The sequence below is a fragment of the Novosphingobium naphthalenivorans NBRC 102051 genome, assembly GCF_001590985.1.
Taxonomy (GTDB): Bacteria; Pseudomonadota; Alphaproteobacteria; order Sphingomonadales; family Sphingomonadaceae; genus Novosphingobium; species Novosphingobium naphthalenivorans.
In genome coordinates this window covers 1-11,256 of record NZ_BCTX01000112.1, presented here as the reverse complement: position 1 = coordinate 11,256, position 11,256 = coordinate 1, and the positions used below count along the sequence as shown (strand labels likewise).

The window sequence follows — 11,256 nt, the reverse complement described above, 5'->3', positions numbered from 1 at the left end:
GGCTGACACCATTGGCCGGCCTTCCATTAGCCATTTTCTGTTCTGGCCTTGCATACGGTCTGGCTCATGGCTGGAAAAACTTCCGCGAGAGCTTTCCGAGCATTGTGTCCGCCTTCCTCTTTGCGATCGGTTACGCCCTGACTTCCAGCTTGTGGTGGCTTATCTTCATTCATGTCGCACTGCCATTTATCGGCTATCTGACCGCACGTCGGATTACTGCGGCACAAGATGAAACGGCGATGGCTTGATATCTGAGCGATGGCCGCAGCCTTCGACTTTCCCGCCGTTCAACAGCCTAAACCAGCTTCCCGAAAGCGGACAGCCATTCCGCCCGAATGCCTCCACGCACACCCCATCCCCCGCTGGCGAATGCCGGTAACGCCCGGAGGAAGATCACGGCAGGCGGTGCGGCCGGCGTGAATGGCCTGACGCAACAGGCTTTGCGTGGTTCCTTCGTGCGAACGGCTGGCAAGGGGAACGCAAGGCTTGCCGGCACAGCCCTGGCGGACGAAACGCCTGCGGGACGGGCTCGCTCCCCTGCCGCAGACCTTCCGGAGCAAGCCCCGAAAGCCATGATTTCGCCGCGAATGCAGGCGGCCCCTCCTGCGGGAACGCCGGCCGCATGTGCAGGTGACATGCCAGCGATGGCCTTTCGCTTCGCTGCACCCGCCGCGCATCAGCAGTGACTGATGGGCGCGACTTTTAACCTATATGGTTATTTTTGTCAAGAGAGCAGCCCTCCTCTCTCCCCTTGAGGGGAGAGATACGCAGGCTTGACGGCTTGCCCGTCTAGCCGGAGTTGAGAGGGGAACCTCCGGCCCTCCCCTCTCCCAACCCTCTCCCCTCAAGGGGGGAGCGCTTCGTGAGGCGTGTCATCGCACTTAACTATCCAACGTCGCGCCCCCGCCCCGAAAACCACCCTGTGCACAATTTTCAGGCAAGCGATGCTCAAATCTTGAACAGAACTTGCTGCATTGCGCCCCTCGACAGCATGAAGGCGCGTTAGATGACTTGGCAAATCGTGCGATTCCGCTCTTTTCGCGACTGCACACATGGCCTACGAATAGGCTAATCGCATTGGCACGATTCTTGATGGGAATCGCGCGCGAGGCATCTGGCTCCCGGACCGGAAACCTCTTCAATAATGTCCGGGATCAAATGCAGGGGTCTAGACAGGCGTGAAGAAGATCGAAGCCATCATCAAGCCTTTCAAACTCGACGAAGTGAAGGAAGCGCTTCACGAAGTGGGCGTCTCCGGCATCACGGTGACGGAAGCCAAGGGCTTCGGGCGCCAGAAAGGCCATACCGAGCTCTATCGCGGCGCGGAATACGTCGTCGATTTCCTGCCCAAGGTGAAACTTGAAGTCGTCGTGGCCGATGCCCTGGCCGAACGCGTGGTCGAAGCGATTGCCGACGCTGCGCAGACGGGCCGCATCGGTGACGGCAAGATCTTCGTCGTGCCGGTGGAAACCGCAGTGCGCATCCGCACCGGCGAACGCGACGACGACGCACTCTGAGGGTCCGGCCGCGCGCCGGGAACTCGCCTGTCCGGCCTTGCCGGACATCAAGATCGGATCCGGCCTCGCCGGACCGGGGACAAGCCGGAACAGGGGGCCGGCAGCGTTCCCGGAATGCCATCCACCCCTATCCTCTTCCGGAATCGGAAGAGTAAATCTGGAGAACCAAGAACATGGCAAGTGCAAAGGACGTCCTCAAGAAGATCAAGGACGAGGAGATCGAGTGGGTCGATCTTCGCTTCACCGACCCGAAGGGCAAGTGGCAGCACCTGACCATGGTGTCGTCGGTCATCGGTGAGGACGAACTCGAAGACGGCCTCATGTTCGACGGTTCCTCGATCGAGGGCTGGAAGACCATCAACGAGTCGGACATGATCCTCAAGCCCGACCTCGACGCGGTCTATGTCGATCCGTTCTCGGCCACCCCGATGATGATCCTGTTCTGCGACATCGTCGAACCCTCGACCGGCGAACTCTACGCCCGCGACCCGCGTTCGACCGCCAAGCGCGCCGAAGCGTTCGTCAAGTCGGCCGGTTTCGGCGACACCGTGTTCGTCGGCCCGGAAGCCGAATTCTTCATGTTCGACGACGTGAAGTTCTATGACGGCTACGACGGCAACGGCTTCAAGCTCGACGACATCGAGCTGCCGGGCAACTCGGACAAGACCTACGACACCGGCAACCTTGCCCACCGTCCGCGCGCCAAGGGCGGCTACTTCCCGGTCGCGCCGGTCGACAGCTGCGTCGACATCCGTGGCGAGATGGTCTCGACCATGCTCGAAATGGGCCTGCCCTGCGACAAGCACCACCACGAAGTGGCGGCTGCCCAGCACGAGCTCGGCCTGACCTTCGGCACGCTGACCACCACCGCCGACCGCATGCAGATCTACAAGTATGTCGTCATGATGGTCGCGCAGGCCTACGGCAAGTCGGCCACGTTCATGCCGAAGCCGATCATGAAGGACAACGGCTCGGGTATGCACACGCATATCTCGATCTGGAACGACGGTGACAACACCTTCGCCGGCAACGGCTACGCCGGCCTGTCGGACACCTGCCTCTACTTCATCGGCGGCGTCATCAAGCACGCCAAGGCCCTCAACGCCTTCACCAACCCGACCACCAACAGCTACAAGCGCCTGGTGCCGGGTTACGAAGCGCCGGTTCTGCTCGCCTACTCGGCCCGCAACCGTTCGGCTTCGTGCCGCATCCCCTACGGTGCCGGCACCAAGGCAAAGCGCGTGGAATTCCGCTTCCCCGACGCGATGGCCAACCCCTACCTGTGCTACTCCGCGCTGCTCATGGCCGGCCTCGACGGGATCAAGAACAAGATCCACCCGGGCGAAGCCATGGACAAGAACCTCTACGATCTGCCGCCGGCCGAACTCGCCGAAGTGCCGACCGTCTGCGGTTCGCTGCGTGAAGCTCTGGAATCGCTCTCGGCCGACCACGCCTTCCTGCTCGAAGGCAGCGTGTTCACCGAAGACCAGATCGAAGCCTACCTCGAACTGAAGTGGCCCGAAGTGCTGCGTTGGGAAACCACGCCGTCGGCCGTCGAGTTCGACATGTACTACAGCGCCTGATCCTTCGCGTTCAGGCGGCGAACCAGTTCGCCGAGTGGGGCGTCCGGAGCAATCCGGGCGCCCTTTTCGTTTCCGCCGGAACACGCCCTGTTACCATTGGCGACACGATCGCCCCCGCCCGTTCATCTGACGTTGCACGGACCGCCATATGACTGTGGCCATCCGATAGACTGTCGTTACGAACAGGAAGGCGTGGAACATGCGCAAGGCTCCCCTGACTCTCGCGCTGCTGGCAAGTGCATCTCTGGCGCTGAGCGCCTGTTCGGGAGCCGCCCCGCCCGGCGTCTCTGCCTCCGCCGACGCCTCCGCCGATCCCACGGAAGCCGTGGCGACCGGTTCGGTCGCCAGCGAAGCGGCAGTTTCGGCGCCGCAGTCCCTTCCCGATGCCCTCGACAATGCCGATGGCCTGCAGACCGTGGCCGAAGCGCTCAAGGTAACGGGAATCGCGAACAGCTTTCAGGGCCCTGCAAGCTACACCCTGCTCGCGCCCGAGGACGATGCCTTCGTTGCCCTCGGCAGCACCGAAAAGACCCTGTTCGCCGCCGGGGACCATGCGGCACTGACGGCGCTGCTCAAGGACCACCTGCTGCCCGGCCATATCACGCCCAAGGATCTGGGTGCCGCGATCGATGCCAGCCCCGGCGGCACTGTGACGATCTCCACGCTGGGCGGCGACCTCCTCACTTTCACCAAGGCGAACGGCACCGCCGCCGCACCCGCGGCCATTACCGTGACGGCGCCCGACGGCTCACAGGCCACGCTGGACGGCGATCCGGTCTCAGGCGGCTCGTCCATTGCCATCCCCATCACCGGGATGCTTGGGAAAGTCGTGGCCGCGTCCTGAACCACAAACCATTTTCCTACAGCCCCGCTTCCGGTTTACTTGATTCGCCTTTCCCGCCAGCCACGGAGAAGGCCGATGCTCAACCGCAAGCCGATTTTCGATGAAGTCCGCCACCTGCTGGGGCGCGGCTTCGAGGATAGCGAAGTATCCCTGCTCGATGCCGCGATTGATCGCGCGCTGGGCCTCCCCTCTTCCTCCACCGCGCTCCGGTGGCAACTCGGGCCGGCCGGCAAGGCGCTGATCCAGAAATGGGAAGGCTGCGGCAAGCCCCGCGCCGATGGCCGCTTCGAGGCCTACCCCGACCCCGGCAGCGCCGATGGCCGGCCCTGGACGATCGGCTGGGGCTCAACCGGGTCCGATATCAAGCGCGGCGTCATCTGGACCCAGGCCGCGTGCGATGCCCGCTTCGACCGGGATATTGTCCGCTATGTCGAAGAGGTGGCGAAAGCCTTGGGCCAGGCGCCCACGACGCAGAACCAGTTCGATGCGCTCGTCTCGTTCCATTACAACACCGGTGCGATCGCCAGAGCCACGCTCACCGGGCTGCACAAGCAGGGCAAGTTCGCCGAAGCTCAGGCCGAATTCGGCAAGTGGATCAACAACGATGGCAAGCCGATGGAGGGCCTGAAAGCCCGCCGCGCGGAAGAGGCGGCGCTTTACGCGCGGCCTTGAAGCTCCCCGCCCGTTCGTGTCGAGCGAAGGTGGTATTGCCACGCCGCCGTCACAGCCGCGGCAGCGTTACGCCTTTCTGCCCCATGTACTTGCCCGCGCGGTCGGCATAGCTGACTTCGCACGGCTCGTTGCCTTGCAGGAACAGGAACTGGCAGGCGCCTTCATTGGCGTAGATCTTGGCGGGCAGCGGCGTGGTGTTGGAGAATTCCAGCGTCACGTGCCCTTCCCAGCCCGGCTCCAGCGGGGTGACGTTCACAATGATGCCGCAGCGGGCATAAGTGCTCTTGCCCAGGCAGATCACCAGAACGTCCTTGGGCACGCGGAAGTATTCCACCGTGCGGGCCAGCGCGAAGGAATTGGGCGGGATCACGCAGACATCGGTCTCGCGGTCGACGAAAGAGTTCGAGGCGAAATCCTTGGGATCGACCACCGCCGAATCGACATTGGTGAAGATCTTGAATTCGGGCGCCACGCGCGCGTCATAGCCGTAGGAGGACAGGCCATAGGAAATGCACCCGTCGCGGCGCTGAGCCTCCACGAAAGGTTCGATCATGCCGTTGTCCAGCGCCTGCTGCCGGATCCATTTGTCGCTGAGAATCGCCATGCCCGGGTGATCGCCGAAGGCCGCCGCCGCGACAAGGGACCGGCGGGAATTGTCCACCAGTCCCGGGCGGCCGCAGCCTCAGGCCAATCGATCAGATGCCGTCAATCAGCAGACGCGCTGCAAGTCTCACCCGGCGGGCACGGCGGACGGCCGCCCGGCGGCGGGCCGCCCGGACCGCCCCCGGGGCCGCCGGGTCCGCGCGCCTTGCCGGAGCGGTCGTCCGGGCGCATTTCGTCCATGGTGAGGAAGCCGTCCTTGTTCTTGTCCGCCGCGTCGAAACGCTTGCCTTCGTAGGCCAGCAATTCGTCGAGCGAGACGCCAGCATCGTAATTGGTGTTGGCCTTGGCGATCACGGTTCCGCTCAGCGGCTCGATCAGGCTGGCCAGCATGAGGTCTTCCATGTCCTTGCCGGTCTCGGGCTTGATGACATCGGCGATCTGCCCGTCGCGCGCGCCGAAGCCGCCGCCTTCGCTGGAAGCGGCCGAGCCCATCTGTTTTTGCCAGGCCACGAACTCGGCGCGCGAGAGCGTGCCGTTGCGGTCCGTGTCGACCGCCTCGAAGCGCTGCGCGATCACCGCGTCGCGCCGCGCCTCGATCACGGCGTGCAGCTCGTCGAGCGTGACAGTGCCATCGCGGTTGGCGTCCGCCTCACGGAACATCCCCGTCACCAGCTTGTCGAAATCCTTGCGCTTCACCGGCTTGGGCGCGTGCGGCTTGCCGCCGCCAGGGCCGCCGCCGGGGCCGCCACCCGGACCACCGGGACCGCCGCCGCCCCCCATTCCGCCGCCCATTCCGCCACCATCACCCATGCCGCCGGGCATACCCTGGGCCATCGCGGCAGGAGCAGACAGCAGCACCGAGGCTGCAACGAACAGGGAAATCATGCGCATGATGGTGTTGTGCCTGCGCAATTTAGCCGGAACATTGCAGGAGAACGAAAAAGTGTCGCAACTTGTCGCGCGGCGGCGAGGCGCTTTATTTCAAGGTTAACATTAGGCTGGTATCCCGCGCCTCATGACCAACCCGGCCCGCATTCTCGTCATCTTCGGCACCCGCCCCGAGGCGATCAAGCTCTTCCCCGTCGTCCATGCCCTCAAGGCCGATCCGCGTTTCGAATGCGTGGTCTGCGTATCGGCGCAGCACCGGCAGATGCTCGATCAGGTGCTGGAGATTTCCGGGATCGTGCCCGATCACGATCTCGACGTGATGCAGCCCGACCAGACGCTCGACGCGCTGACGGCAAACCTGCTCACCGGTCTCGGCAAAGTCATGGATGCGGTCAGGCCCGATCGCGTGATCGTGCAGGGTGACACCGCCACCGCCATGACCGGCGCGCTCGCCGCCTATTACCGCAAGGTTCCGGTCGATCATGTCGAGGCGGGGCTGCGCAGCTACAATATCTACCACCCCTGGCCCGAGGAAGTGAACCGCAAGATCATCGGCGCCATGGCCAGCCTGCACTTCGCGCCCACCACCACCAGCGAGGCCGCGCTGCTGCGCGAAGCCGTCGATCCCGCGCGCGTCCATGTCACCGGCAATACCGTGATCGACGCGCTGCACTGGGTCAGCGCGAAGATCGCGGCGGAGCCCGCGCTGGCCGCGGGCCTGGCGGATCTCGAAGCGAAATTCGCGGGCAAGCGGATCATCGGCGTCACCAGCCACCGGCGCGAGAACTTCGGCGAAGGCATGGAGCAGATCGCACAGGCCATCCGGCAGATCGCCGCGCGGCCCGATACGGCGGTGATCTTCCCGGTCCATCTCAATCCCAACGTGCGGCGGGTGATGAACGAGCGGCTTTCCGGGCTCGATAATGTCGCGCTGATCGAACCGCTCGACTACCCGCACTTTGCGCGCCTGCTGAACATCGCCGAGATCATGCTGACCGACAGCGGCGGCGTGCAGGAAGAAGCCCCCGCGCTCGGCAAGCCGGTGCTGGTCATGCGCGAGACGACCGAACGCCCCGAAGGCGTGGAAGCGGGCACCGCGAAGCTGGTCGGCACCGATGCCGCGCGAATCGTTTCCGAAATATCAACCTTGCTGGACGATACCGAGGCCTACGAGACCATGGCGCGCGCCCACAATCCGTTCGGGGATGGGCAGTCCTCGCGCCGGATTGTGGAGCTGCTCGCGAATGAAATCGGACAACAAGCCTGACGTCTGTGTCGTCGGCCTCGGCTATATCGGACTTCCCACCGCTGCCGTGATCGCCCGTGCCGGGTGCAAGGTGCTCGGCCTCGACGTTTCGCAGAAGGTGGTCGACACCATCAACCGCGGCGAGATCCACATCGAGGAAGTCGATCTCGACGGCCTCGTCCACGGCGTCGTCTCGCGCGGGCTGCTCTCGGCCTCGACCGAAGTGGCGCCCGCCGATGTCTTCGTGATCGCGGTGCCCACGCCGTTCGACAAGAACCACGCGCCGGACATTTCCTATGTCCTCGCCGCCGGGCGCACGATCGCGCCGGTGCTCAAGCATGGCGACGTGGTGATCCTCGAATCGACTTCGCCGGTCGGCACCACCGAGCAGATGCGCGACATGATCGCGGAAATGCGCCCCGACCTGAAAGTCCCGGGCCTCACCAGCGAAATCCCCGATATCTCGATCGCCTATTGCCCCGAGCGCGTGCTGCCCGGCCGCATCCTTGAGGAGCTGACCAACAACGACCGCTCGATCGGCGGCGTCACCCCGCGCTGCGCGCGCAAGGCGCTGGCATTCTACAAGCGCTTCGTGCGCGGCGAATGCGTCACCACCGATGCCCGCTCGGCGGAAATGACCAAGCTGGTCGAGAACGCCTATCGCGACGTCAACATCGCCTTTGCCAACGAACTGTCCATCGTCTCCGACAAGATGGGCCTCGACGTGTGGGAAGTGATCCGCCTGGCCAACCGCCACCCGCGCGTGAACATCCTGTCACCCGGCCCCGGCGTCGGCGGCCACTGCATCGCGGTCGACCCCTGGTTCATCGTCCACGGCGCGCCCGACGAGACCCCGCTGATCCGCACCGCGCGCGGCGTGAACGATGGCAAGATGCACCACGTGATCGCCAAGGCCGAAGCGCTGATCGAAGCCCATCCGGACGCGAAAGTCGCCTGCCTCGGCCTCGCCTTCAAGGCCAATATCGATGACTTCCGCGAAAGCCCGGCCCGCTTCGTCGCCAGCCGTCTGGTGCGCAAGTTCGGGAGCCGCATTTCGATCGTCGAGCCGCACGCGGACGAACTGCCGATCGAATTCACCGATACCGGCGTCTCCCAGATCGACATCGACGATGCGCTGGAGACGTGCCAGATCCTGATCGTGCTGGTCGATCACGACGTGTTCCGCGTCGTGCCCCTGGCCGAGCGCGCGGACAAGCTGGTTTACGACACCCGCGGCATCTGGCCCGACCAGCCCCGCGTCGTGCGTGAGGAGGAAGCGCGGCTCAAGCTGGTGGGTTGAGCGGCCGGAGTCATTCTGATCCCACGTTTTTTCCGATTCGCCGCGCGCGCTTCACGCCCCTCCTGCGACTGGCCGCTGTGGATAGAGCGATGAACCGTGCGAAGAGGGCGGCAGGGCGGGAAGCGCTTCGCTAGTGCAGCAAGATTGCCCCGCTATAGTCGCGGGCAATGAAGAAACTGGTCGCAGCCCTCACCGCCCTTTCCGCACTCGTTGCCGTTCCGGCCGCGGCCCGCCCGCTGCAGTGCGCGCCCTATGCGCGGGAACACTCGGCGATCGACCTCTACGGCAATGCCGCGACATGGTGGAGCCAGGCTCAGGGCCTCTACGATCGCGGCAAGGCCCCGCGTTCGGGCTCGGTTCTGGTATTCAAGGCCAGCGGCGCAATGCCGGTCGGCCACGTCGCGGTCGTGCGCAAGGTGGTGGATTCGCGCCATGTCATGCTCGATCACGCCAACTGGTCGCGCCCCGGCATGATCGAGACTTCGGCGCTCGCCGAAGATGTCTCGCCCAACGGCGACTGGAGCAGCGTGCGCGTGTGGTATGCCCAGACCGGCTCGCTGGGCCTGCGCGCCAGCCCGGCCTTCGGCTTCATTTATGCGCCGGGCGCTGCGGATACCGCCCCCACCGGCGTGGCCGCTGCCCAGCACGGTGCATTCGAAGCGGCTTTTTCGGATCTTTCGGTAAAGGGCTGATCCTTTTCGCGGCTTTGCCCGCTGGAAATCCCTGCAGCGCCCTGCTAGTTGACCGGCTCATGATGAACCCGCCCGAAACCGTCTACACCGATTCCCACCGCGTCTGCTGCGACGGGGCCTCCGACATCCGCGCCGCCGGCGCTTACAAGCCCGCCGCGCTCGGCCACCCGCGCGTGTGGCTGGAGATCGACGAGAAGGGCTATGTCGAATGCGGCTATTGCGATCGCCGCTTCGTGCTCAAGGGCGGCCCGGCCGACCAGCAGGCGGCCTGATCTTTCCAGGTCCATTGGAATACCGGACTTCGTCATTCCCGCGCAGGCGGGAATCCAGCTTCTGACGCGCGCGCCATACGATAGCCTGCGCACTGGATCCCCGCCTTCGCGGGGATGACGAATGTTAAGCCCATGGGGTCCCTGCCCGCATTCCTGCGGCATCGTCATTCCCATCCGCCCCATCGTCTCCTATATCGGGGAGCATGACAGCTCCCGATCCCCGCTCGCTCCTCTACCGCCAGCTCACCCCCGAAGACGCGCAGGCGCTGGCCGCCGAAACGCTGAAGGCCTGTGACGACGGCGAACTCTTCCTGCAGTTCGTGGCGAGCGAGGCCTTCGGGTTCGACGATGGCCGGCTGAAAACCGCCGATTATTCGCGCGATGCCGGCTTCGGCCTGCGCGGCATTTCCGGCGAGATGACCGGCTTTGCCCACGCCAACGAGATTTCCGCCCAGGCGATCCGCCGCGCGGGCGAGACGCTGCAACTGCTCGATCCGGCCAAGGGCGCGATGGCGCCGCCGCCGGTGAAGAGCAACCGCCACCTCTACACCGATGCCTCCCCGCTCGACCTCGTCGGTTTCGGCGAGAAAGTGAAGCTGCTTGAGACCATCGATGCCGCCGCCCGCGCCCGCGATCCGCGCGTGGCGCAAGTCAGCGCCTCGCTTACCGGGTCGTGGTCGGTGGTGGAGATCGTGCGCGCCGACGGGTTCCTCGCCACCGACGTGCGCCCGCTGGTGCGCCTGAGCGTCTCGATCGTCGCCGAAAGCAACGGGCGGCGCGAGACCGGCTCGTTCGGCGTCGGCGGCCGCTGGCTCTATGAAGACCTGTTCAAGCCGGAGACCTGGAACGAGGCGATCGACGCCGCGCTGAGCCAGGCGCTGGTCAATCTCGAAAGCGTCGATGCCCCGGCAGGCGAAATGCCGGTGCTGCTGGCCCCCGGCTGGCCCGGCGTGATCCTGCACGAGGCGATCGGCCACGGGCTCGAAGGCGATTTCAACCGCAAGGGCACTTCCGCCTTCGCCGGCCGCGTCGGCGAGCGTGTCGGCGCGCCGGGCGTCACCGTGGTCGATGACGGTTCGATCGAGGCGCGGCGCGGCTCGCTGTCGATCGACGATGAAGGCACGCCGACGCAGGAAACCGTGCTGATCGAGGACGGCATCCTTAAAGGCTACATGCAGGACCGCCTCAATGCCCGCCTGATGGGCGTCGAGCCGACCGGCAACGGCCGCCGCGAAAGCTATGCCCACGCGCCGATGCCGCGCATGACCAACACGTTCATGAAGGCGGGGACCGACGATCCGGAAGAGCTCCTGAGCCGCATCAAGAACGGCATTTTCGCCAAGAACTTCGGCGGCGGTCAGGTCGATATCGTCTCGGGCAAGTTCGTGTTTTCCTGCACCGAGGCCTACAAGGTCGAGAACGGCAAGCTCGGCGCGCCGATCAAGGGCGCCACACTGATCGGCGATGGCCCCTCGGTGCTGACCAAGGTCAAGGGCATCGGCAACGACCTGCAGCTCGACCGCGGCGTCGGCGTCTGCGGCAAGGGCGGCCAGAGCGTGCCTGCGGGCGTCGGCCAGCCGACCCTGCTGGTCGAAGGACTGACAGTCGGCGGCACCGCCTAGGGCCAATCGCCATTCAG

General features: G+C 65.0%; 12 protein-coding genes. 10 read left to right on the top strand and 2 right to left on the bottom strand.

Features of this window, described 5'->3' with window-relative positions; translation table 11 throughout:
* The 5 genes from NN5_RS26440 to NN5_RS22495 all read left to right on the top strand — a co-directional run.
* Positions 1–248: CPBP family glutamic-type intramembrane protease (locus tag NN5_RS26440; RefSeq protein ID WP_169801038.1), on the top strand; the 248-nt coding region annotated here is incomplete at its 5' end.
* A gap of 930 nt (positions 249–1,178) precedes the next feature.
* Positions 1,179–1,517, top strand: coding sequence for a P-II family nitrogen regulator (locus tag NN5_RS22510; RefSeq protein WP_067738553.1), 339 nt, complete (start codon positions 1,179–1,181; stop codon positions 1,515–1,517).
* A 173-nt stretch (positions 1,518–1,690) separates the two neighbouring features.
* A complete protein-coding gene (gene glnA, locus NN5_RS22505) occupies positions 1,691–3,100 on the top strand; it encodes a type I glutamate--ammonia ligase (RefSeq protein ID WP_067738550.1) in 1,410 nt (469 codons plus the stop codon).
* A 199-nt stretch (positions 3,101–3,299) separates the two neighbouring features.
* On the top strand, positions 3,300–3,944 hold the full coding sequence (locus NN5_RS22500; protein ID WP_067738547.1) for a fasciclin domain-containing protein: 645 nt from the start codon (positions 3,300–3,302) through the stop codon (positions 3,942–3,944).
* 75 nt (positions 3,945–4,019) lie between these two features.
* A complete protein-coding gene (locus NN5_RS22495; RefSeq protein ID WP_067738545.1) occupies positions 4,020–4,616 on the top strand; it encodes a lysozyme in 597 nt (198 codons plus the stop codon).
* Positions 4,617–4,665: 49 nt separating this feature from the next.
* Here the strand turns inward: NN5_RS22495 and dcd are convergent, their stop codons facing one another.
* Positions 4,666–5,220: a dCTP deaminase gene (gene dcd, locus NN5_RS22490; RefSeq protein WP_067738559.1), complete on the bottom strand. Its 555-nt coding sequence runs from the start codon at positions 5,218–5,220 to the stop codon at positions 4,666–4,668.
* A gap of 101 nt (positions 5,221–5,321) precedes the next feature.
* Complete coding sequence (locus NN5_RS22485; RefSeq protein WP_157081277.1) at positions 5,322–6,110, bottom strand: EF-hand domain-containing protein; 789 nt, start codon at positions 6,108–6,110, stop codon at positions 5,322–5,324.
* A 124-nt stretch (positions 6,111–6,234) separates the two neighbouring features.
* On the opposite strand from NN5_RS22485, the gene wecB reads away from it, so the two are divergent.
* From wecB to tldD, 5 genes are all read left to right on the top strand, one after another.
* On the top strand, positions 6,235–7,374 hold the full coding sequence (wecB, locus tag NN5_RS22480; protein WP_067738542.1) for a non-hydrolyzing UDP-N-acetylglucosamine 2-epimerase: 1,140 nt from the start codon (positions 6,235–6,237) through the stop codon (positions 7,372–7,374).
* Positions 7,352–8,653 carry a UDP-N-acetyl-D-mannosamine dehydrogenase gene (wecC, locus tag NN5_RS22475; protein WP_067738540.1) on the top strand — a complete coding sequence of 434 codons (1,302 nt, stop codon included), beginning with the start codon at positions 7,352–7,354 and terminating at the stop codon, positions 8,651–8,653. The genes wecB and wecC overlap by 23 nt, the downstream gene beginning before the upstream one ends.
* A gap of 167 nt (positions 8,654–8,820) precedes the next feature.
* Positions 8,821–9,345 carry a CHAP domain-containing protein gene (locus NN5_RS22470; RefSeq protein ID WP_067738537.1) on the top strand — a complete coding sequence of 175 codons (525 nt, stop codon included), beginning with the start codon at positions 8,821–8,823 and terminating at the stop codon, positions 9,343–9,345.
* Between the two features lie 59 nt (positions 9,346–9,404).
* Entirely contained in the window at positions 9,405–9,617 is a 213-nt protein-coding gene (locus NN5_RS22465; RefSeq protein ID WP_067738535.1) for a zinc-finger domain-containing protein, read from the top strand.
* Positions 9,618–9,820: 203 nt separating this feature from the next.
* The gene (gene tldD, locus NN5_RS22460) at positions 9,821–11,239 is read left to right on the top strand and encodes a metalloprotease TldD (RefSeq protein WP_067738532.1); all 1,419 of its coding nucleotides are present in this window, start codon (positions 9,821–9,823) and stop codon (positions 11,237–11,239) included.
* The last annotated feature ends 17 nt before the right edge of the window (positions 11,240–11,256 follow it).

Coding starts and splice junctions, on each gene's coding strand:
- glnA (WP_067738550.1), top strand. CDS start 1,691: ATGGCAAGTGCAAAGGACGTCCTCAAGAAGATCAAGGACGAGGAGATC.
- NN5_RS22500 (WP_067738547.1), top strand. CDS start 3,300: ATGCGCAAGGCTCCCCTGACTCTCGCGCTGCTGGCAAGTGCATCTCTG.
- NN5_RS22495 (WP_067738545.1), top strand. CDS start 4,020: ATGCTCAACCGCAAGCCGATTTTCGATGAAGTCCGCCACCTGCTGGGG.
- dcd (WP_067738559.1), bottom strand. CDS start 5,220: ATGGCGATTCTCAGCGACAAATGGATCCGGCAGCAGGCGCTGGACAAC.
- NN5_RS22485 (WP_157081277.1), bottom strand. CDS start 6,110: ATGCGCATGATTTCCCTGTTCGTTGCAGCCTCGGTGCTGCTGTCTGCT.
- wecB (WP_067738542.1), top strand. CDS start 6,235: ATGACCAACCCGGCCCGCATTCTCGTCATCTTCGGCACCCGCCCCGAG.
- wecC (WP_067738540.1), top strand. CDS start 7,352: ATGAAATCGGACAACAAGCCTGACGTCTGTGTCGTCGGCCTCGGCTAT.
- NN5_RS22470 (WP_067738537.1), top strand. CDS start 8,821: ATGAAGAAACTGGTCGCAGCCCTCACCGCCCTTTCCGCACTCGTTGCC.
- NN5_RS22465 (WP_067738535.1), top strand. CDS start 9,405: ATGATGAACCCGCCCGAAACCGTCTACACCGATTCCCACCGCGTCTGC.
- tldD (WP_067738532.1), top strand. CDS start 9,821: ATGACAGCTCCCGATCCCCGCTCGCTCCTCTACCGCCAGCTCACCCCC.